The following is a 22294-nucleotide window of genomic DNA, read 5'->3' on the forward strand; positions in this document are numbered from 1 at the left end:
ACGCGATGACGACGACCGTACAACATTATCTGGATAAAGGCCTGCGCGGCCTCTGGTATCCGGTGCTGGCGAGCTGGGAAGTGCAGTCTGCGCCGGTGGGCATCACCCGCCTGGGCGAGCAGATTGTGGTCTGGCGCAATAAAGATGGCCAGGTTCAGGCGCTGGAGGACCGCTGTCCGCATCGCGGTGCGCGCCTGTCGATGGGCTGGAACCTCGGGGACCGCATTGCCTGCTGGTATCACGGCGTTGAGGTGGCGGGCAACGGCGAAGTGAAAGACGTGCCCGCCGTGGATAAATGTCCGCTGGTCGGCCAGCAGTGCGTGCGCAGCTATAACGTGCAGGAGGCGCACGGCGCCATCTTCCTGTGGTTTGGCGTCACCGCGGACCAGCAGCCGGACGAACTGACCTTCCCGGATGAACTCGCCGACACGGAAAACTTCAGCAACTTCCTCTGCACCGCCGCGTGGAAATGTAATTACCAGTACGCGCTGGAAAACGTGATGGACCCGATGCACGGCACCTATCTGCACTCCTCGTCGCACTCGATGGCGGAAGGGGATCGCAAGGCCGACATGGTGCTCCAGCCGACCAAAACCGGCTTTATTTTCGAGAAAAAAGGGCAGAGCGGCGTCAACTTCGACTGGGTTGAGCTCGGCAACAGCGGCACCTGCTGGATGCGCCTCTCCATTCCGTACAAGAAGCGCTTCGGACCGGGCGGCCACTTCTTTATCGTCGGCATGGTGGTGCCGGAAGATAACGACAACTGCCGCGTCTTCTTCTGGCGCATCCGCCGCGTGCAGGGCTGGCAGCGCGATATGTGGCGCTTCATGTACCGCAACCGTCTGGAAAAACTGCACTGGGAAGTGCTGGAGCAGGACCGTGTGGTGCTGGAAAGCCTGGCGCCAAACGCGCGCGACCATGAGTACCTGTACCAGCACGACGTCGGCCTTTCCCGCCTGCGCCGCATGATGCAAAAGGCCGCCAAAGAGCAGCTGGCGATGCGTGAAGCACAGCAGGGAGCCGCCTGATGAATGGGCTGCTGAGCGGCAAGCGCATCGTGGTGACCGGCGCCGCGCGCGGGCTGGGCTACCACTTTGCCCAGGCCTGCGCGGAGCAGGGCGCGGCGGTGGTGATGTGCGACATACTCAAAGGCGAGCTGGCCGAGAGCGCCCACCGGCTGCGCGAGCAGGGCTATGCGATCGAATCGCACGTTATCGATCTGGCCGATCAGCACTCTATCGAGCAGGTCTTTAGCACCATTGGCGAGCAGGGACAGATCGACGGCCTGGTGAACAACGCGGCGATGGCGACGGGCGTGGGCGGCAAAAACATGCTCGATTACGATCCTGACCTGTGGGACCGCGTGATGAGCGTGAACGTCAAAGGCACCTGGCTGGTGACGCGCGCCGCCGTGCCGCTGCTGCGCGAAGGGGCAGGCATTGTGAACGTGGCGTCCGACACCGCGCTGTGGGGCGCGCCGCGCCTGATGGCGTACGTCGCCAGCAAGGGCGCGGTTATTGCCATGACCCGCTCAATGGCGCGCGAGCTTGGCGAAAAGCGCATTCGAATCAACGCCATCGCCCCGGGATTAACCCGCGTCGAGGCAACCGAATATGTGCCGGCCGAGCGGCATCAGCTTTACGAAAACGGTCGCGCATTAACGGGGGCGCAGCAGCCGGAGGATGTCACCGGCAGCGTGGTCTGGCTGTTAAGCGATCTGTCACGGTTTATCACCGGACAGCTGATCCCGGTCAACGGCGGTTTTGTCTTTAACTAAGGTAGGGCGATGATGGCAAACGATCAGGAAGTGAAGTATCTGGTGCCGGGGCTGGAGCGCGGTTTACAGCTGCTGTTGGCCTTTGGCGAACAGCATCGCGATCTGACCTTTGCCGAGCTGCACCGGCTGGTGGATATGCCGAAGGCGACCGCCTACCGCGTGGTACAGACGCTTGAGTTTATGGGCTTTCTGGAGCGCAACGCGCGTACCAATACCTTCTCGCTGGGCATGAACGTGCTGCGCCTGGGCTTTGAGTACATCGCCTCGCTGGACGTGGCGCAGGTCGGCCAGCCGGTCATCGAGCAGCTGCGCGACGTGAGCCAGTGCAGCAGCCATCTGGCGATCCGCGACGGGCGCGACATTATCTACATCGCTCGCGTCAGCGCCGCCGGGTCGCGCATCAATCAGGTCAGCATTGGCACTCGCCTGCCGGTGCACTGCACCTCGCTGGGCCGCATGCTGCTGACCGATATCTCCCGCGCCGATTTTGATCAGCTGTTCCCGCACGAGCGCCTGCCGGGCAACACGCCGGGACAGCTTCACGACCGCGAGGCCCTGTGGCAGATGGTGCAGCAGGACAAAGCCCGCGGGTACGTGATCGGCGAATCCTTCTTTCGCCACGGTATCTCCTCCATCGTCTACCCGGTGTATGACCGCAGCGGACGCGTGGCGGCGGTGGTCAGCATTCTGGTGCCGTCGGAGGAGATCCCGCAGAGCGACCGCGAGCGCCTGCAAAACGAGGTTCGCCTCGCGGCGGATAAAATTTCTGGCTTCTTAGGGTATTTGTCACAGGCCAGTTAAATCAGTGAGTTAACGTCAGGCGCTTGACTGCGTCGGGCATGTTTTACGCCCAATCTGGGCCAGATGAGGCAACGAACGATGAGTGTAACCGGAATTGAAAAGCTGGAATTTGGTGTGCAAGACCTGACGCACTGCGCCAAATTTATGCGTGATTTTGGCCTGACGGGCGATGCCAGCGGCCAGCGTTTCACCACCCTGAGCGGTGCGCGCGTGGAGCTTAACCCGATCGACAGCCCCGACCTGCCGCCCGCGTTTGAAGCGGGCAACACCCTGCGCCGCATGACCTGGGCGGTTGCCAGCCAGTCTGACCTGGACGCGCTGCGCCCGAAGCTGGCGCAACAGCCAGGTTTTCGTGAAGTGGGCGACGCGCTGGAGTGCCTGGACCCGAACGGCATGACGCTGCGCGTGCAGGTGACCCAGCAAACTGACGTGGAGCTGAACGTCGAGCCGATTAACCAGTGGGGCGATGCCCGCCGTATCGACACCCCCAGCCCGGTTTACGATCGCGCCCAGCCGATCAACGTGGGGCATGTGGTGTTCTTCGTGGAAGAGCTGGCGGCAGTGGAGAAATTCTACCGCGAGGTGCTCGGCTTCCAGGTCTCGGACCGCTATATCAACCGCGCCGTGTTCCTGCGCTGCGGCGTGCGCGGCGGCCATCACAACCTGTTCCTGCTGCAACTGCCGAACCGCAAGCGCGGCCTCAACCACGTGGCCTTCACCGTGCGCGACATCCACGAGGTGATCGGCGGCGGTATCGCGATGAATAAACATGACTGGAGCACCTTTATCGGGCCGGGCCGTCATCCGGTGTCGTCGGCGTACTTCTGGTACGTCAACAGCCCGACCGGCGGGGCGTTTGAGTATTACACCAACGATGATTATCTGACGGAAAACTGGCAGCCGCGTGAGCTGGAGCATTCGCTGGTCTCCTTTACCGAGTGGGCGGTGGAAGGCGGGATTGACCATGACACACGCCGCCAGCAGAAAAAGCCGGAGGCGGTATGACGTCGCGCATTGTCATTATCGGCGGCGGCCAGGCGGGCGGCTGGGCGGCGAAAACCCTGCGCGATGAGGGTTTCGACGGCGAGATTTGCGTGGTAGCGGAAGAAGAGTGGGATTTCTACGAGCGCCCGCCGCTGTCGAAAGCGTCTTTGCTGGAGCCGGACGCGGCGCTCCCAAGGCTGTTTAGCGACGAGGTGCAGCAGGCGCTGAACCTGGCCTGGTACCGGCCGCTGCGCGCTGAATCTGTCGATCGCGATGAGAAAAAAGTTGTTCTTAGCAACGGCGAGCATCTTAGTTACAACATCCTTTTAATCGCTACCGGCGGTCGGGCGCGCCTGCCTTCGCAGGCGTGGGCCAGCCATCCGCAGGTCTATACCCTGCGCCACTGGCAGGACGCGCAGCGCCTGAAAAGTCGTCTGGCGGAAAGTAAAAAACTGGCGATCGTCGGCGGCGGCTGGATCGGACTGGAGATTGCTGCCTCGGCGCGGAAAAGCGGCGTGGCGGTCACCCTGTTCGAGCAGCAGCCAGCGCTCTGCATGCGCTCGGTGAGCGGCGAGGTATCGCAGCGCTTAGAGGCCCTTCACCGCGAGCAGGGCGTGGATATCCGTACCGGCTGCGGTGCGCTGGAGCTGGAGGACGACGGCGGCCTGCCGGTCATCCACTGCGACGGCCAGCGTGAAACCTTTGATGCGGTCGTGGTCGGGATCGGCGTCGATCTCAATCTGGAGCTGGCGCGCGATGCGGGGCTGAAAACCGGGCGCGGGATCGTGGTTGATGCCCAGGGACGCACGTCGGATCCGTTCATCTTTGCCGCAGGAGATGTCGCCCAGCACCATCACTACGGGCTGTGCATCCAGTCCTGGGCCTTCGCCCAGAATCAGGCTGCGGCGACGGCGAAAGCGATGCTCAACCCCGATGAGCCAGGCTATGACGACGCGCCGTGGCTGTGGTCGGATCAATATCAGCACAATATTCAGATCCTCGGTATTCCGCAGCCAGGCAGCAGAACGGTCGTGCGTGAAGAGGCGCTGTACTTCTCGCTGGACGACAACGGGAGGCTGACGCAGCTGGTGGCGTTCGACGATGCGCGTACCGTCAAGCTGGCGAAGCGCTGGATGGCGGCGGGGCGGGATCTGTCCGACGTGCCGCTCGCCGACCCGACCTTTTCACTGATGTCACTGCGATAGCTAACCCGCACCCGTAGGGGGAGAGATGACCACACTAGAGACTAACACCGCACCGGTTGAGGCGAGCGGTGAGGGGACCCGCACGCCCGAAAAAGCGGTGCGCTGGGCCATCCCGCTGTCGCTGCTGGCCTGCGTGCTGCTGGCGTTTTTCGACAAAATCAGCATCGCGGCGCTCTTTTCGGATACCCATTTCCAGCAGGCGATGGGCATTGATTTCGACACCACGCGTCTCGGCATTTTGATGAGCGCTTTCCTGCTGAGCTATGGCTTCTCATCGGTGTTTTTAAGCGGTTTAGGCGACAAAATCGCGCCGCTGCGCCTGCTCACCGGGATGATGGCGGTGTGGTGCGTGCTGATGGTGGCGATGGGCTTTACCCATAACTACACGCTGATGATCGTCCTGCGTATTCTGCTGGGCGTGGCGGAAGGACCGCTGTTCCCGCTGGCCTTCGCCATCGTGCGCCACAACTTCCCGCAGCATTTGCAGGCGCGCGCCACCATGCTGTGGCTGCTGGGCACCCCGGTTGGCGCGGCGATTGGTTTCCCGCTTTCCCTCTGGCTGCTGAACACCTTCGGCTGGCAGAGCACTTTCTTTGTGATGGCCATGCTTACCGTGCCGGTGCTTATCTTTGTGCGCATAGGTCTGCGCGGGATCCGCCTGGAGGCAAAACCCGGCACCTCGCAGGCGTCCCGGGACGAGCGGCGCGCGGCGCGGCGCGAGCTGTTTGTCAGCCCGCACTTCTGGATCATCTGCATCTTTAACATCGCTTTCCTGACCTACCTGTGGGGCATCAACGGCTGGCTGCCGGGCTACCTGATCAAAGGCAAAGGCATTCATCTGGAGCATGCAGGCTGGCTGTCGTCGATGCCGTTCATCGCCATGCTGGCGGGGGAAGTGATTGGCGCGTGGCTCTCGGACAGGGTCGATAAGCGCGCGGCGGCCTGCTTTATCTCGATGGCGGGGGCGGCAGTGGGGCTGGCGGCGGTGATGCACCTCGATACCCCGCTCGCCATCATTGCGGCGATGAGCTTCAGCACCTTTATGTGGGGCACCGGCGCGCCCAACATTTTCGCCCTGCTGGCGAAGGCCACCCATCCCCGGGTGAGCGCCACGGCGGGCGGTATCTTCAACGGGCTGGGAAACTTTGCGGGCGCGCTGTCGCCGGCGGTGATGGGCGCGCTTATCGCCTTCACCCACAGCATGGATTCCGGGCTGATTTTTCTGGCGGTGATGGCGGCGGTGGGCTGCGTCCTGTTACTGCCGCTGCTGAGACGTTACTGAGGAGAGTGTCATGACTGATTCAACCGTAACCAACACAACAGGCATCAAACCTGACCATCTGACGATGGAAGAGTGGGTCGAGTCGCGCATCGCGCGCTTCGAAGGCCGTAAATACGACTGGAACGCGCTGAAGTTCCAGGCCGATTTTGACCCGAAATACCGCCGGGCGCAGATGCGCTACATCGGCACCGGCGCAACGGGCGTCGCGAACGACGCCAACACCGTGCAGGCGGACCATTTTACCTTCTCCACCATGGTGCTGCCGTCGAAGTGCGAAGGACCGCTGCACCTGCACGACGACGTGGAAGAGGTGTTCTTCATGCTCAAGGGGCAGATCACGCTGATGATCCAGGACGGCGACAACTACACAGAAACCGTGCTGCGTGAGCGTGACCTGATCTCCGTTCCGCCGGGCATCTATCGCGGCCTGTTTAACCACGGCGAAGAAGAAGCGCTGATGTGCGTCATGCTGGGGACCAACAAGCCGGAAATCCCAACCTATCCGTCCGACCATCCGCTTTCCAAAGTGAAGCGGAACTAAGGGGGGCATGATGACGGGTTTTCGTGAACAGGGAAGCGGTATTCCGCTGATGCTGCTGCACGGGATCAGCTCCGGCGCCGCCTCCTGGCACAAGCAAATGGCGCTGAACGGTTTTCGCGTGCTGGCGTGGGACATGCCCGGTTACGGCGAAAGCCCGATGCTGGCCGTAGCGCGGGCGAACGCGGGAGATTACGCCGACGCGCTGGCGGCGATGCTGGATCGCGCCGGTGTCTGGAAGGCAGTGCTGGTCGGCCATTCCCTGGGGGCGCTGGTGGCCAGCGCCTTTGCGGCAAAGTTCCCGGATCGCGTCATTCATCTGGTGCTGGCCGACGCCGCGCAGGGGTACGGCAATGCCGCGCCGGAGCAGCGGGAGCAGGTATGGCGCAACCGCGAGCAGCAGATGGCGCTGGGAGGCGACATCCTCGCCCAGACCCGCGCCGCGAAGCTGCTGCGCCCCGGCGCGCGCGCGGAAGATATCGCCACCGTCGCGGCGGGCATGCGAGCGCTGCGCCCGGAAGGCTACCTTGCCGCCGCGTGGATGCTGGCGCATGACGATATCCACGGCTGGCTTAAACGCTACTCCGGCACGTTTGAAGTCTGGTGCGGCGAGCAGGATGCCATCACCCAGCCGGAACTGGTTCAGGGTCTGGCGCTGCGCTACGGCATGCCGTTTATCGCCATTCCGCAGGCCGGGCACGCCAGCTATCTCGATAACGACGCGTTTTTCAACCAACAGCTTTTACGCATTAACGAAGAGGTGCGCGATGAATGCACAAATTGACGGGCGCGTAGCGGTCGTTACCGGCGGTTCTTCCGGCATTGGCTTTGAAACGCTGCGCCTGCTGCTGGGTGAAGGGGCGAAAGTCGCCTTCTGCGGCCGTGACCCGGATCGGCTCGCCAGCGCCCATGCGACGCTGCAAAACGAATTTCCCCACGGGGAGATTTTCGCTTACCGCTGCGACGTGCTGAACGCCGACGAATTTCAGGCCTTCGCGGATGCGGTGCAGGCGCGTTTTGGCGCGGCGGATATGCTGATCAACAACGCCGGGCAGGGCTACGTGGCGCACTTCCATGACACCCCGCGCGAGGCGTGGCTGCACGAAGCCGAACTCAAACTGTTCGGGGTGATTAACCCGGTGCAGGCGTTTCAGCCTCTGCTGGAGCAGTCCGACATTGCCTCTGTTACCTGCGTGAACTCCCTGCTGGCGCTACAGCCGGAGGAGCACATGATCGCCACCTCTGCCGCTCGTGCCGCGCTGCTGAACATGACGCTGACGCTGTCGAAAGAGCTGGTGGGCAAAGGTATTCGCGTCAATTCCATTCTGCTCGGCATGGTGGAATCCGGCCAGTGGCAGCGCCGCTTTGAAAACCGGGCGGACAAAAGCCAGAGCTGGCCGGAGTGGACGGCGGATATCGCGCGCAAGCGCGGCATTCCGATGGCGCGCCTCGGCAAGCCGCAGGAGCCCGCGCAGGCGCTGCTGTTCCTCGCTTCGCCGCTGGCCTCGTTTACCACCGGCGCGGCGCTGGACGTTTCCGGCGGCTTCTGCCGCCATCTGTAAGGACACATCATGAAAAAGGTAATGTTGATTGGTTTTGGCGCCATGGCGCAGGCGGTGATTGAGCGCCTGCCCGCCGGCGTGGCTATCGGCTGGATCGTGGCGCGCGCGTCTCACCATGCCGCCATTCACGACCAGTTTGGCGATGCGGTTGAGGCGCTGACGTCGCCGATGGCGTGCGCACAAACGCCGGATCTGGTGCTGGAATGCGCCAGCCAGCAGGCGGTGGCCCAGTACGGGGAAGAGATCCTGCGTCGCGGCTGGCATCTGGCCGTCATTTCCACCGGCGCGCTGGCGGACAGCGCGCTGGAGCAGCGTCTGCTCGCTGCGGGCGGAAAACTCACCCTGCTTTCCGGTGCGGTGGCCGGTATTGACGGGCTGGCGGCGGCGAAAGAGGGCGGCCTTGAGCGCGTTACCTATCAGTCGCGCAAAAGCCCGGCCAGCTGGCGCGGCAGCTATGCTGAGCAGCTTATCGATCTGAATGCGGTGACAGAGGAAAAGGTCTTTTTTGAAGGCAGCGCCCGCGAGGCGGCGCGGCTGTTCCCGGCGAACGCCAACGTGGCGGCGACCGTGGCGCTCGGCGGCGTCGGGATGGACGATACCCGCGTGCAGCTGATGGTTGACCCGGCAACGAAACGTAACATCCACACGCTCCATGTGGAAGGATTGTTCGGCGAGTTTCATCTGGAGCTGAGCGGACTGCCGCTGGCTTCTAATCCTAAAACCTCCACCCTGGCGGCACTGAGCGCGGTGCGCGCCTGCCGCGAGCTGGCCCTGAGCTGAGGAGAGACGATGGACGATCTGAAGATTTTTATCGGCGGCCAGTGGCGACACGGCGGCGGCAACCCGATGCAGAGCCACTTCCCGGCAGACGGGTCGATCAACGCGACGCTGAACGCCGCCAGTCTGGATGACCTGGAGGAGGCGGTAGACGCCGGAGAGCGCGCCTGGCGCGATCCCGCCTGGCGTAACAGCCTGCCGCATATGCGCGCGAAGATCCTGCATAAGGTTGCCGATCTCATTGAATCCCGCGTCGACGCGTTGGCGCAGATGCAGAGCCGTGATAACGGCAAGCCGCTGGCGGAAGCGCGCGGGCTGGTGATGAGCGCGGCGGGAACGGCGCGCTACTTTGCCGCCGCCTGCGAGCTGCTGGAAGGGGAACTGCCCACGCCGCGCCAGCCGGATCTGCTGACGCTGAGCCGCTATGAGCCGCTCGGCGTGGTAGCGGCCATCACGCCGTGGAACTCGCCGATTGCCAGCGAAATGCAGAAGGTCGCACCGGCGATTGCCGCCGGAAACGCGGTGATCCTCAAGCCGGCCGAAGCCACGCCGCTGATGGCGCTGGAGCTGGCGCGGATTTTTGAACAGGCCGGGCTGCCTGCCGGGCTGCTGAGCGTCCTGCCGGGCAAAGGCTCGGTGATTGGCGATGCGCTGGCGCGCCATCCTCGCGTGCGCAAAATCTCCTTTACCGGTGGAACCACCACGGGCCGCCATCTGGCGCACGTGGCGGCGGAAAAACTGATCCCGGCCTCGCTGGAGCTGGGCGGCAAATCGCCGACCATCGTGCTGGAGGATGCTGATATCGAACAGGCCGCGCGCGGGATCTGCTATGGCATTTTCAGCTCGGCGGGGCAGGCGTGTATCGCCGGGTCGCGGCTGTTTATCCACGAGAGCATTTACGCCCCGCTGATGGCGAGGCTGCTGGAATTAACTCGCGGGCTGCGCGTCGGACACCCGTTTACCGACGGCGTGCATGTCGGACCGCTGATCGGCGAAAAACATCGCCAGAGCGTGATCGAGTACGTCGAACTGGCGAAGCGCGAAGGGGGCCGCGTGCTGTGCGGCGGTGAGATACCCGCCGATCCCGCTCTGGCAAACGGCAGCTTTTTCCTGCCCACGATTATCGAAGGGCTGAGCAACAGCGCCCGCGCCTGTCAGGAAGAGATCTTCGGCCCGGTGCTGGTGGCGATGTCGTTTGCCGATGAAGCCACGCTTATCCGCGAGGCAAACGACTCGGTTTACGGCCTGGCGGCGGGGATTTGGACGTGCGATACCGGGCGCGCCCTGCGTCTCAGCGAGCAGCTGGAGGCTGGCACGGTGTGGATCAACACCTACAAGGTTTTTGCGATTTCGACCCCGTTCGGGGGCTTTAAAGAGAGCGGTCTGGGCCGCGAGAAGGGTATCCAGGGGCTGAAAGCCTGGATGCAACAAAAGAGCATTTATCTGGCGACGGGTAACAGCGTCAACCACTGGTGCGACTGAGAAAGGGTGAGCAATGAGCGAAATGATAACCGTCGGCGACGCCATCGCCAGAACGCTGGAGCAGTATCAGGTTGAGGCCATCTACGGCGTCATCTCTATTCACAACCTGCCGATCGCGGATGCGGTTGGGCAGCGGGGCAATATCCGCTTTGTGCCCGCCCGCGGTGAAGCCGGTTCCGTCACCATGGCCGATGCCCACGGGCGCTTTTCCGGCCTCGGCGTGGCGCTGACCAGCACCGGCGCGGGGGCGGGTAATGCGGTAGGCGCGCTGGTGGAAGCCATGAATGCCTGCACGCCGCTGCTGCATTTAACCGGGCAGGTTGAGAAAGCCTGGCTGGACGCCGACACCGGGTTTATCCATGAAACCCGTGACCAGCTGACCTTCCTGAAGGCCAGCTCAAAACGGGCGTACCGCATCAGCAATGCGAATCAGGCGATAGCGATTCTGCATAAAGCTATCCAGGACGCGCAGACCCCGCCGTGCGGACCGGTCTCGGTGGAAATTCCGATTGATATTCAGGGCGCCAAAATTCCGCTGTCGCTGGTGACTAAACCGGTTAAACCGGCATCGGTTCCAGCCGTGGATACCGAAATGGTGGACGCGCTGTGGGCGCAGCTCAAACAGGCGAAACAGCCGCTGCTGTGGCTGGGGGGCGGGGCGCTGGGCAGCGCAGACGCGGTTAAAACGCTGGCGGATGCGGGCATCACCGTGATTTCCAGCACCCATGCGCGCGGCGTGCTGCCGGACAGCCACCGCGCCAGCCTGCGGGCGTTTCACAACTCGCCGTCGGTGGAGGCGCTGATCGCGCAGTGCGATTTTACGCTGGTAGCCGGTTCTCGCCTGCGCAGCAACGAAACCCGTTCCTGGACGCTTGAGCTGCCTTCCCCGCGGGTGCAGATCGATATCGACCCGGCGGCAGCAAGCCGTAACTACCTGATGGATAGCACGTTGATAGCCGATTGTTCAGCGGTGCTTGGCGCGCTTGCAGACAAAATTCAGGGCCGCGAGTGGGGCAACGCACAGTGGGATACGCAGGTGCAGCAGGCGGTTGAGCAAGCCGAACAGGGGCTGCGCGAGCAGTGCGGCGCCTACGCGAAGCTCAACGATGCCATCGAGAAAGCGCTGCCGAAAGATGGCCTGCTGGTGCGCGATATCACCGTGTCCGGCAGCCTGTGGGGTAGCCGCCTGTTCAGGGCTAACGGTCCGATGATGAACATTCACTCCCTCGCCGGGGCGATTGGTATGGGGCTGCCGATGGCCATCGGCACCGCGATTGCCAACCCGCAGCGCAAGGTGGTGGGGCTGGTGGGCGACGGCGGCGTGAGTCTGAATTTAGGCGAGCTGGCGACGCTGGCGCAGGAGAAAGCCAACGTGACGCTGCTGGTCATGAACGACGGCGGCTACGGCGTAATGCGTGGTATTCAGGATAAATATTTTGGCGGGCGTCAGTACTATAACGAACTGCATACGCCGGACTTTACCCTGCTGGCGCAGGCGATTGGCCTTCAGGCGTGGAGCGTTGAGCGGGCTGAGGACTTTGATGCGGTGATGACGGAAGCGCTGGCGATGCCGGGGCCGTCGGTAGTGGAAGTGCGGATGGGGCAGATTGGCGCCCTTAAGTTTGCGGGGCCGCCGCAGAAGACGCTTTACTAGCAGTGCAGTGCGGTCTGAAGCCCTCACCCCAGCCCTCTCCCAAAGGGAGAGGGTGACAGCGTTCCCTCTCCCTTTGGGAGAGGGTTAGGGTGAGGGGGTAAATCAGAACACGTTAAACGGGTATTCCACGTAAGCGCGGATCTCGTCCCCGCCCACGTTGTACTCGCTGGCGTTGCTGGAGACGCGCAGTACGGAGTAGCGCAGCTTCAGCTTCAGATCTTTCGCCGGGCCATCCTGCACCTGGTACTGGATCTGGTTAAACCACTCGTGCTCTTTGCCATTGCTGGTTTCAGAGGTTTTGATGTTATCGCCGCGCACGTAGGCGGTGGTCCAGCTCAGGCCCGGTAAACCAAGGCCGCCAAAGTCCAGACCGTAGGATGCCTGCCAGGAACGTTCATCTTCGCCGTTGAAATCAGACCAGTAGGAGTTCGCCAGCCAGATGGTGTTACCGCCGTCACCCACGCCGCCTTTGTCGCGATAGCCGCCGTAGTTGTAGCCGGTACTGCCGCTGCTCTGCTGGTACGCCACTTTGAACGTGTGAATGTCCCAGATATAGCTCGCTGCCAGGCTCCAGATGGTGTTGCTGCGGCCCGTGTCGAGGCTGTCCGCGTAATGCTGGTCGAGACGGGAGTTATAGCCGTTGAAGTCGAGCACCAGCTGCTGCCCGGTACTGAACGGCTGTTTGAAGTTCATGCCCAGGTACTGCTTGTTCATCACCTCTTCGTTATGAGAGGCGTACAGCGCGCCGCTGAACTGGTCGTTAAACTGATAGCTCGCACCGCCGAAGGAGAGGCTCTTCAGTCCGCTGTCGTGGCGGTCATCGCTTTTACGCTGCTCGTCGGTGAAGTAACCGGCGTTGACTTCCAGACCGTCGATCTCTTTCGAGGTCAGCATGGTGCCGGTGTAGCTTTCAAACAGCAGGCGGGAGCTGTCGGCATTCACGATGGGCAGCTCAGGGCGCTGATTCCCGTAGCTCAGTACGGTATTGGAGATGCGCATTTTGGCGGTTGCGCCAAACTTTGCCAGATCGGATTTTGCCCGGCCGTCGTCTTCCTGCTTAAAGAAGTCGATGCCGCCCGCGCCGCTCTTGCCGCGGCCACCGTCCAGACGCACGCCATACTGCGCGATACCGTCCACGCCGAAGCCCACCAGCCCTTCGGTATAGCCGGATGCAAACGTGGCGATGATCCCCTGACCCCATTCGGCTTTGTCCTGCTGGCCCTGGTGGTAGTCGCGGCTGATATACGCATTGCGTAAAAACAGATCCAGATGGCTGTCGTCAATAAAACCCTTGCTGTCGGATTGCTGGCTTGCGGCGGCAGGTAATGCGGCAAATAAACTTAAAGCAATTAATGATAATTCTTTTTTCACGGAGGGAACGTCTCTGTCTGGATATATTAATTTGAATAACTGCGGAAGAGATAATTACCGGAAAAAGTAACCTTTGCAATAATTATGTGACCAGACATTTCAGAGTGGCAGGGTAGATTTGGCGGGGCTTTCAGGGGGGTTATCGATACGTGCTTTTAAGTTAACAATTCATGCGAAATAAAAAGGAGGCAAAACTGCCTCCTTCTGAAATTATTTAATTCCGTCTGCCGCCATACGGTCGCGAATATGCTGTGCACGCTCTTCCGAAGCCGGGTGATCGTCAAACATGGAGCTTTGACGGCCCTCCTCCAGTTTCGCCAGTTTTTCGAAGCTGGTAGCTAAACCCGATGGATTGATGCCGCGTTTGCGCAACAGATCGTAAGAGTAGTCATCCGCTTCCGACTCCTGACGCTGGGAGAACTGCGAGTTCACCAGTTTTTCGCCCACGTCGCCCAGCTGCGACTGGGACAGGCTGCCGACGATGCCGCCCGCAGAGGCCGCCGCTGCACGCACGGCATTGGTGCCCAGCGCAACCTGCATCCCTTTCTTCACGTGACCCAGTGCAACGTGACCCATTTCATGGCCGATCACCGCTTCCACTTCGTTGTCGGTCATCATGTCCATCAGGCCGCTGTAAACGCGAATACAGCCGTTCGCCATCGCAAAGGCGTTGACGTCTTTCGCCATATACACCTTGTAGTTCACCGGCTGACCGTTAATGTTGTCGCCCAGCGCGGAAGCAATCTTGTTCAGACGCTGCGTGTAGGTGCTGTTTGCCGGGGCAAGCGTAGCTTTTCCATCCATATCCTTACAGGCCTCGTCGCTCAGCGCTTTCACCTGCGCATCGCTCAATGAGTAGGCCTGAAAAGCTTCTGCGCCTGAGGTCATCAGGCCGTTAGAATCCATATTCTGACAGCCGCTTAGCAGGAGCGTTGTTCCCACAGCCAGCCCGATTGCACGCATTTTCATGATGTTGCTTCCGTACTCGTTAATCTGAATTAATTCCGAAAAATGCACCGTCAACGAAGCCGGTGTCGGGCTAAGTATAAGGAATATCGACAGGGGCGGGCGAGCAGATTGCGCAACATGCGAGCATGATCCAGAGATTTCTTAAGCTGCAAAAGAATGGTCCATGTACATGCCCTGCGGCTTGGGTTACATTGTTGGCACTTTTTTCCGGCGTAGCCCAAAACGCGCTGTCGTCAAGGGCATGGCCTTTAACAGTCCGATCTGGAGTTAAAATGTCCTCACGTAAAGAGCTTGCTAATGCTATTCGTGCGCTGAGCATGGACGCAGTACAGAAAGCCAAATCCGGCCACCCGGGCGCCCCTATGGGCATGGCTGACATCGCCGAAGTCCTGTGGCGTGATTTCCTTAACCACAACCCGCAGAACCCGGCATGGGCAGACCGCGACCGTTTCGTGCTGTCTAACGGCCACGGCTCTATGCTGATCTACAGCCTGCTGCACCTCACTGGCTACGATCTGCCAATCGAAGAGCTGAAAAACTTCCGTCAGCTGCACTCCAAAACTCCAGGTCACCCGGAAGTGGGCTACACCGCTGGCGTTGAAACCACTACCGGTCCGCTAGGTCAGGGCATCGCTAACGCCGTAGGGATGGCGATTGCAGAGAAGACCCTGGCGGCGCAGTTTAACCGTCCTGGCCACGACATCGTTGACCACTTCACCTACGCCTTCCTGGGCGACGGCTGCATGATGGAGGGCATTTCTCACGAAGTGTGCTCCCTGGCAGGCACCCTGAAGCTGGGTAAACTGGTTGCGTTCTACGACGACAACGGCATCTCCATCGACGGTCATGTTGAAGGCTGGTTCACTGACGACACCGCCGCACGTTTCGAAGCCTACGGCTGGCACGTTGTGCGCGGCGTTGATGGCCACGATGCTGACTCGATTAAACGTGCCGTAGAAGAAGCGCGCGCCGTGACCGACAAACCGTCCCTGCTGATGTGCAAAACCATCATCGGCTTCGGTTCTCCGAACAAAGCGGGCACTCATGACTCCCACGGCGCACCGCTGGGCGACGCGGAAATTGCACTGACCCGTGAAGCACTTGGCTGGAAACACCCTGCCTTCGAAATCCCGTCTGAAATCTACGCTCAGTGGGATGCGAAAGAAGTGGGCCAGGCGAAAGAAGCGGCCTGGAACGAGAAGTTCGCGGCATACGCGAAAGCCTTCCCTCAGGAAGCGGCTGAATTCACCCGTCGTATGAAAGGCGACATGCCGTCTGACTTCGACGCGAAAGCGAACGAATTCATCGCGAAGTTGCAGGCGAACCCAGCCAAGATCGCCAGCCGTAAAGCATCTCAGAATGCGATCGAAGCGTTTGGCCCTCTGCTTCCAGAATTCCTCGGCGGCTCCGCTGACCTGGCGCCATCAAACCTGACCCTGTGGTCCGGATCTAAGCCAATCAACGAAGATACTGCCGGTAACTACGTCCATTACGGTGTACGTGAATTCGGGATGACCGCGATTGCCAACGGTATCGCTCTGCACGGTGGCTTCCTGCCATACACCTCTACCTTCCTGATGTTTGTGGAATATGCACGTAACGCCGTACGTATGGCTGCGCTGATGAAACAGCGTCAGGTGATGGTCTACACCCACGACTCCATCGGTCTGGGCGAAGATGGTCCAACCCACCAGCCGGTAGAGCAGGTGGCTTCCCTGCGCGTGACCCCGAACATGAGCACATGGCGTCCATGTGACCAGGTTGAATCTGCGGTGGCGTGGAAATACGGCGTTGAGCGTCATGATGGCCCGACCGCACTGATCCTCTCCCGTCAGAACCTGGCGCAGCAGGAGCGTACCCCAGAGCAGCTGGCAAACATCGCGCGCGGTGGTTACGTGCTGAAAGATTGCGCAGGCCAGCCTGAGCTGATCTTCATCGCTACCGGTTCTGAAGTTGAACTGGCCGTTGCCGCATGGGAAAAACTGACTGCTGAAGGCGTGAAAGCGCGCGTAGTCTCCATGCCGTCTACCGATGCGTTCGACAAGCAGGATGCCGCGTACCGCGAATCCGTACTGCCTAAAGCGGTCTCCGCTCGCGTGGCAGTGGAAGCGGGTATCGCTGACTACTGGTTCAAATACGTTGGCCTGAACGGCGCTATCGTCGGTATGACCACGTTCGGTGAGTCTGCGCCAGCTGAACAGCTGTTTGAAGAGTTCGGCTTCACCGTTGAGAACGTTGTCGCTAAGGCGAAAGAACTGCTGTAATTGCCGTTTTGCCCGGTGGCGCTAACGCTTACCGGGCCTACAAATGGCATAAAATGTAGGCCGGGTAAGCGTTAGCGCCACCCGGCTTTTTTGTATGCACGATTCCTCAGACATGTAACTGCTCTGTAAATTATTCCACCGAAAATGTGATGCAAGTCATATAGCTCGCTTATTCATCTGGACAGAGATTCCTTTTATTCCCCGATTCGCTTATTCTTGCTGAAGCGTTTCAGTCGATTAAATGTTCGACAATTGACCAATCAATCGCAGTTTGTGACAGCAAGGATTCCCCTTCGGGCGTCGCTGGATTACTCTTTCAGCCACCTCAAACTCAGGGATAGCTTTGCAGGAGATCTATGACCGTACGCGTAGCGATTAATGGCTTCGGTCGCATCGGACGCAACGTGGTTCGTGCTTTATATGAATCCGGGCGTCGTGCGGAAATCACCGTGGTGGCAATCAATGAACTGGCGGATGCTGCGGGCATGGCGCATTTGTTGAAATATGATACCAGCCACGGTCGCTTTGCCTGGGACGTTCGCCAGGAAAGGGAACAGCTGTTCGTCGGCGACGATGCCATCCGCGTGCTGCATGAGAACAGTATTGAAGGGCTGCCCTGGCGCGAACTGGGTGTGGATGTGGTGCTGGACTGTACCGGCGTGTACGGTAACCGTGAACATGGCGAAGCGCATCTGAATGCTGGCGCGAAAAAAGTGCTGTTCTCCCATCCCGGCAGTAACGACCTCGACGCCACCGTCGTGTTTGGCGTCAACCAGCACGAGCTGCAAGCTGAACACCGCATTGTCTCCAACGCCTCCTGCACCACCAACTGCATTATTCCGGTCATTAAACTGTTAGACGATGCGTATGGCATTGAATCCGGCACCGTGACCACGATTCACTCCGCCATGCACGATCAGCAGGTCATCGACGCCTACCATCCGGATTTACGACGCACTCGCGCGGCGAGCCAGTCCATCATTCCGGTGGATACGAAACTGGCTGCCGGGATCACCCGTATTTTCCCGCAGTTTAACGACCGTTTCGAAGCGATTGCCGTGCGCGTGCCGACGATAAACGTCACCGCAATCGATCTTAGCGTGACGGTGAAAAAACCGGTAAAAGCCTGTGAAGTCAACCTGTTGCTGCAAAAAGCGGCACAGGGAGCATTTCATGGTATAGTTGACTATACGGAATTACCGTTGGTCTCAGTAGATTTTAACCACGACCCGCACAGCGCTATCGTCGATGGCACACAAACGCGCGTCAGTGGGGCACACCTTATCAAGACGCTGGTCTGGTGTGATAACGAATGGGGCTTTGCTAACCGAATGCTCGACACCACGTTAGCCATGGCCGCAAAAGGTTTCAGGTAGAGCGCACCTTGCGCTTGCAAAACTTTAAGAATCAACGAGAGGATTCACCATGTCTGTAATTAAGATGACCGATCTGGATCTGGCAGGTAAACGCGTTTTCATCCGTGCCGATCTGAACGTACCGGTTAAAGATGGCAAAGTGACCAGCGACGCGCGTATCCGTGCATCTCTGCCAACCATTGAACTGGCGCTGAAGCAGGGCGCTAAAGTGATGGTCACCTCCCACCTGGGCCGTCCAACTGAAGGCGAGTACAACGAAGAGTTCTCTCTGCTGCCGGTTGTTAATTACCTGAAAGACAAACTGTCCAGCCCGGTTCGCCTGGTGAAAGATTACCTGGACGGCGTGGAAGTTGCCGAAGGTGAGCTGGTTGTTCTGGAAAACGTTCGCTTCAACAAAGGCGAAAAGAAAGACGACGAAACCCTGTCCAAAAAATACGCTGCGCTGTGCGACGTATTCGTGATGGATGCATTCGGTACGGCTCACCGTGCGCAGGCATCTACCCACGGTATCGGTAAATTCGCAGACGTCGCCTGTGCAGGTCCGCTGCTGGCTGACGAACTGGAAGCGCTGGGTAAAGCTCTGAAAGAACCTGCTCGTCCAATGGTCGCTATCGTTGGTGGTTCTAAAGTGTCTACCAAACTGACCGTACTGGATTCCCTGTCCAAAATCGCTGACCAGCTGATCGTCGGTGGTGGTATCGCGAATACCTTCGTTGCTGCGCAAGGCCACAACGTGGGTAAATCCCTGTACGAAGCGGATCTGGTTGACGAAGCCAAACGTCTGCTGAGCACCTGTGATATCCCGGTTCCAACTGACGTTCGTGTAGCTACCGAGTTCTCCGAAACCGCTACCGCAACCCTGAAGTCTGTTAACGACATCAAAGATGAAGAGCAGATTCTGGACCTGGGCGACGTTTCTGCACAGAAACTGGCTGAAATCCTGAAAAATGCAAAAACTATCCTGTGGAACGGTCCTGTCGGCGTGTTCGAATTCCCGAACTTCCGCAAAGGGACTGAGATCGTGGCTAACGCTATCGCAGACAGCGAAGCGTTCTCTATCGCAGGCGGTGGTGACACCCTGGCAGCTATCGATCTGTTCGGTATCGCTGACAAGATCTCCTACATCTCCACTGGTGGCGGCGCATTCCTCGAATTCGTGGAAGGTAAAGTCCTGCCAGCAGTAGCAATGCTCGAAGAGCGCGCTAAGAAGTAAGCCATTCAGGGGCAGGGAAACCTGCCCAATTTTCAGCGCGCTTATCAGAGCTCGCACCTTTTCTAACGGCCGAAGATACAGGACTAAGCAACATGTCTAAAATTTTTGATTTCGTAAAACCTGGCGTTATCACTGGTGATGACGTACAGAAAGTGTTCCAGGTAGCTAAAGAAAACAACTTCGCTCTGCCAGCAGTTAACTGCGTAGGTACCGACTCCATCAACGCCGTACTGGAAACCGCTGCAAAAGTTAAAGCACCGGTTATCGTTCAGTTCTCTAACGGCGGCGCTGCGTTCATCGCAGGTAAAGGCGTGAAAACTGACGTTCCTCAGGGCGCTGCTATCCTGGGTGCTATCTCTGGCGCACATCACGTTCACCAGATGGCTGAGCACTACGGTGTTCCGGTTATCCTGCACACTGACCACTGCGCGAAAAAACTGCTGCCATGGATCGACGGTCTGCTGGACGCAGGTGAAAAACACTTCGCAGCAACCGGTAAGCCACTGTTCTCTTCTCACATGATCGACCTGTCCGAAGAGTCTCTGGAAGAAAACATCGAGATCTGCTCTAAGTACCTGGCGCGTATGTCCAAAATGGGCATGACCCTGGAAATCGAACTGGGTTGCACCGGCGGTGAAGAAGACGGTGTGGACAACAGCCACATGGACGCTTCTGCTCTGTACACTCAGCCAGAAGACGTTGATTACGCTTACACCGAGCTGAGCAAAATCAGCCCACGCTTCACCATCGCAGCGTCCTTCGGTAACGTACACGGCGTATACAAACCAGGTAACGTGGTTCTGACCCCGACCATCCTGCGTGATTCTCAGGAATACGTGTCTAAGAAACACAACCTGCCGCACAACAGCCTGAACTTCGTCTTCCACGGCGGTTCCGGTTCTTCTGCTCAGGAAATCAAAGATTCCGTAAGCTACGGCGTAGTGAAAATGAACATCGATACCGACACCCAATGGGCAACCTGGGACGGTATCCTGCAATACTACAAAACCAACGAAGCTTACCTGCAAGGTCAGCTGGGCAACCCGAAAGGCGAAGACCAGCCGAACAAGAAATACTACGATCCACGCGTATGGCTGCGCGCTGCCCAGACTTCTATGATTACTCGTCTGGAGCAGGCATTCAAAGAACTGAACGCGGTTGACGTTCTGTAATTTGAGCTGTTCATAGCGTCAAGAAGGTCCGCATATGCGGGCCTTTTTTTATGCCTTTTCAATAGCCTGATGCCTCTGTTTTTGTGATCTGTTTGGCAATATCATGGCTTTTTGTTTACCCTTTACTGACCTGCCTGTCTCCGTGTGGGATAGATTTTGTGGTTTTTATGAGCATAAGGAAAGATAAATGGAAGATCTCGGTGTTGTAGATAGCATCAATAACGCTGGCTCCTGGCTGGTGCGCAACCAGGCGCTCCTGATTAGTTACGCTGTGAATATTGCGGCGGCAATCGCCATTATTATTGTGGGGATGATCGTTGCCCGCACGGTTTCCCGGGGCGTTAATCGCGTAATGCTATCCCGTCATATCGATGCAACCGTTGCTGATTTCCTATCTGCGCTGGTGCGTTACGGGATTATTGCGTTTACCCTCATTGCGGCAATGGGGCGGGTCGGTGTACAGACCGCTTCGGTCATTGCTGTACTTGGTGCCGCTGGTCTGGCCGTAGGTCTCGCTCTTCAGGGCTCGCTGGCTAACCTTGCAGCTGGCGTACTGTTAGTGACGTTCCGTCCTTTCCGTGCCGGAGAGTATGTTGATCTCGGTGGCACTGCGGGCACCGTGCTGAACGTGCAGATTTTTTCTACCACGCTGCGTTCGGCAGACGGCAAAATCGTCATTGTGCCAAACAAGAAAGTGATTGATGGCAACATTACTAACTTCTCTCGTGAGCCGGTTCGCCGTAATGAACTCATTATCGGGGTTGGCTATGATTCAGATACTGAGCTGGTGAAAAAGCTGATTACCGATATCATCGAATCAGATGACCGCATTCTTAAAGATCGCGAAATGACCGTTCGCCTGAACGAGCTGGGTGCGTCATCCATTAATTTTGTGGTGCGCATCTGGAGTAAAAGCGGCGATCTGCAAAACGTTTACTGGGACGTGCTGGAGCGCATCAAGCGTGATTTCGATGCCAACGGTATCAGCTTCCCTTATCCGCAGATGGACGTAAATCTCAAACGCGAGAAAGCAGCCGAATAATTTGCTTTAACGTAGGCCCGGTAAGCGTCAGCGACACCGGGCTTTTCTTATATTAGCCCGGCTAATCCCCAATTAATATTATCAATTTCCTCTAATGTCGTTCCCGCAGTATAGTCTGCCTTCAGGACAACTCTGCGAGAATTACGTCATGTTATCTTATTATTTTCAGGGGCTTGCGTTAGGCGCGGCCATGATCCTTCCCCTTGGTCCACAAAATGCGTTTGTGATGAACCAGGGCATTCGCCGCCAGTATCATCTGATGATTGCCCTGCTGTGCGCGGTGAGCGATTTGCTACTGATTTGCGCCGGGATTTTTGGCGGCAGCGCCTTGCTGATGCAGTCGCCGTGGCTGCTGGCGCTGGTTACCTGGGGCGGCGTAGCGTTTCTGCTGTGGTACGGGTTTGGCGCCCTGAAAACGGCCATGAGCAGCAATCTTGAGCTGGCGAGCGCCGAAGTGATGAAGCAGGGGCGCTGGAAGATTATCGTCACCATGCTCGCCGTGACGTGGCTTAACCCGCACGTTTATCTTGATACGTTCGTGGTGCTCGGCAGCCTGGGTGGACAGCTGGACGTTGAGCCCAAGCGCTGGTTTGCGCTCGGTACGGTCAGCGCCTCCTTCCTCTGGTTCTTTGGTCTTGCGATCCTGGCGGCATGGCTGGCGCCACGTCTTCGCACCGCTAAAGCGCAGCGCATTATCAATACCCTGGTTGGGCTGGTGATGTGGTTTATTGCCTTCCAGCTGGCGAAAGAGGGCATTCATCACGTACAGGGACTGTTCAACTAAGCGTTGTCTTATGGACATCTGAACAAGACCCGCTAAGCTTG

The 22294-nt window shown here is 59.0% G+C and carries 20 protein-coding genes; 18 read left to right on the forward strand and 2 right to left on the reverse strand.

From position 1 onward, the window contains the following. Positions 1-5: 5 nt before the first annotated feature. From H2Z33_RS12710 to H2Z33_RS12765, 12 genes are all read left to right on the forward strand, one after another. Positions 6-1028 (forward strand): aromatic ring-hydroxylating oxygenase subunit alpha, encoded by a 1023-nt coding sequence (locus H2Z33_RS12710; protein WP_017692695.1) that lies wholly within the window; start codon positions 6-8, stop codon positions 1026-1028. Next, positions 1028-1777 (forward strand): SDR family oxidoreductase, encoded by a 750-nt coding sequence (locus tag H2Z33_RS12715; protein ID WP_040118080.1) that lies wholly within the window; start codon positions 1028-1030, stop codon positions 1775-1777. The genes H2Z33_RS12710 and H2Z33_RS12715 overlap by 1 nt, the downstream gene beginning before the upstream one ends. Before the next feature lie 12 nt (positions 1778-1789). Next, a complete protein-coding gene (locus tag H2Z33_RS12720) occupies positions 1790-2578 on the forward strand; it encodes an IclR family transcriptional regulator (RefSeq protein ID WP_063134945.1) in 789 nt (262 codons plus the stop codon). 78 nt (positions 2579-2656) lie between these two features. Then, positions 2657-3583, forward strand: coding sequence for a VOC family protein (locus H2Z33_RS12725; RefSeq protein WP_023304399.1), 927 nt, complete (start codon positions 2657-2659; stop codon positions 3581-3583). Then, on the forward strand, positions 3580-4767 hold the full coding sequence (locus H2Z33_RS12730; protein WP_062938032.1) for an NAD(P)/FAD-dependent oxidoreductase: 1188 nt from the start codon (positions 3580-3582) through the stop codon (positions 4765-4767). Before H2Z33_RS12725 ends, H2Z33_RS12730 begins: the two co-directional genes overlap by 4 nt. A gap of 25 nt (positions 4768-4792) precedes the next feature. Continuing rightward, a complete protein-coding gene (locus tag H2Z33_RS12735; RefSeq protein ID WP_023314815.1) occupies positions 4793-6049 on the forward strand; it encodes an MFS transporter in 1257 nt (418 codons plus the stop codon). Between the two features lie 10 nt (positions 6050-6059). Then, positions 6060-6590, forward strand: a complete 531-nt coding sequence (locus tag H2Z33_RS12740) for a cupin domain-containing protein (protein WP_063134844.1) — start codon at positions 6060-6062, stop codon at positions 6588-6590. Positions 6591-6600: 10 nt separating this feature from the next. Beyond that, positions 6601-7371: an alpha/beta fold hydrolase gene (locus tag H2Z33_RS12745; RefSeq protein WP_063134845.1), complete on the forward strand. Its 771-nt coding sequence runs from the start codon at positions 6601-6603 to the stop codon at positions 7369-7371. Continuing rightward, positions 7355-8149: an SDR family oxidoreductase gene (locus tag H2Z33_RS12750; protein WP_058707354.1), complete on the forward strand. Its 795-nt coding sequence runs from the start codon at positions 7355-7357 to the stop codon at positions 8147-8149. The genes H2Z33_RS12745 and H2Z33_RS12750 overlap by 17 nt, the downstream gene beginning before the upstream one ends. A gap of 9 nt (positions 8150-8158) precedes the next feature. Further along, positions 8159-8929 carry an aspartate dehydrogenase gene (locus H2Z33_RS12755; RefSeq protein WP_063134846.1) on the forward strand — a complete coding sequence of 257 codons (771 nt, stop codon included), beginning with the start codon at positions 8159-8161 and terminating at the stop codon, positions 8927-8929. 9 nt (positions 8930-8938) lie between these two features. Further along, positions 8939-10408, forward strand: a complete 1470-nt coding sequence (locus H2Z33_RS12760) for an aldehyde dehydrogenase (RefSeq protein ID WP_063134847.1) — start codon at positions 8939-8941, stop codon at positions 10406-10408. A 13-nt stretch (positions 10409-10421) separates the two neighbouring features. After that, positions 10422-12062, forward strand: coding sequence for a thiamine pyrophosphate-binding protein (locus H2Z33_RS12765; protein ID WP_063134848.1), 1641 nt, complete (start codon positions 10422-10424; stop codon positions 12060-12062). A gap of 102 nt (positions 12063-12164) precedes the next feature. Here the strand turns inward: H2Z33_RS12765 and H2Z33_RS12770 are convergent, their stop codons facing one another. Next, positions 12165-13433, reverse strand: coding sequence for an OprD family outer membrane porin (locus H2Z33_RS12770; RefSeq protein ID WP_058689569.1), 1269 nt, complete (start codon positions 13431-13433; stop codon positions 12165-12167). 210 nt (positions 13434-13643) lie between these two features. Next, a complete protein-coding gene (locus tag H2Z33_RS12775) occupies positions 13644-14402 on the reverse strand; it encodes a M48 family metallopeptidase (RefSeq protein ID WP_017382909.1) in 759 nt (252 codons plus the stop codon). Positions 14403-14674: 272 nt separating this feature from the next. Between H2Z33_RS12775 and tkt the strand changes: the two genes are divergently transcribed. From tkt to argO, 6 genes are all read left to right on the forward strand, one after another. Then, positions 14675-16666 (forward strand): transketolase, encoded by a 1992-nt coding sequence (tkt, locus tag H2Z33_RS12780; protein WP_063134849.1) that lies wholly within the window; start codon positions 14675-14677, stop codon positions 16664-16666. A 356-nt stretch (positions 16667-17022) separates the two neighbouring features. Next, positions 17023-18042 carry an erythrose-4-phosphate dehydrogenase gene (gene epd, locus H2Z33_RS12785; protein ID WP_015571810.1) on the forward strand — a complete coding sequence of 340 codons (1020 nt, stop codon included), beginning with the start codon at positions 17023-17025 and terminating at the stop codon, positions 18040-18042. A gap of 49 nt (positions 18043-18091) precedes the next feature. After that, positions 18092-19255, forward strand: a complete 1164-nt coding sequence (pgk, locus tag H2Z33_RS12790; protein ID WP_015571809.1) for a phosphoglycerate kinase — start codon at positions 18092-18094, stop codon at positions 19253-19255. Positions 19256-19347: 92 nt separating this feature from the next. Further along, complete coding sequence (gene fbaA, locus H2Z33_RS12795) at positions 19348-20427, forward strand: class II fructose-bisphosphate aldolase (RefSeq protein ID WP_017692704.1); 1080 nt, start codon at positions 19348-19350, stop codon at positions 20425-20427. Positions 20428-20614: 187 nt separating this feature from the next. Next, a complete protein-coding gene (gene mscS / locus H2Z33_RS12800; RefSeq protein ID WP_015571808.1) occupies positions 20615-21469 on the forward strand; it encodes a small-conductance mechanosensitive channel MscS in 855 nt (284 codons plus the stop codon). A 148-nt stretch (positions 21470-21617) separates the two neighbouring features. After that, positions 21618-22253: an arginine exporter ArgO gene (argO, locus tag H2Z33_RS12805; RefSeq protein ID WP_003860085.1), complete on the forward strand. Its 636-nt coding sequence runs from the start codon at positions 21618-21620 to the stop codon at positions 22251-22253. Positions 22254-22294 lie beyond the last annotated feature (41 nt).

The organism is Enterobacter sp. YSU (assembly GCF_016082135.1).
GTDB lineage: Bacteria > Pseudomonadota > Gammaproteobacteria > Enterobacterales > Enterobacteriaceae > Enterobacter > Enterobacter hormaechei_C.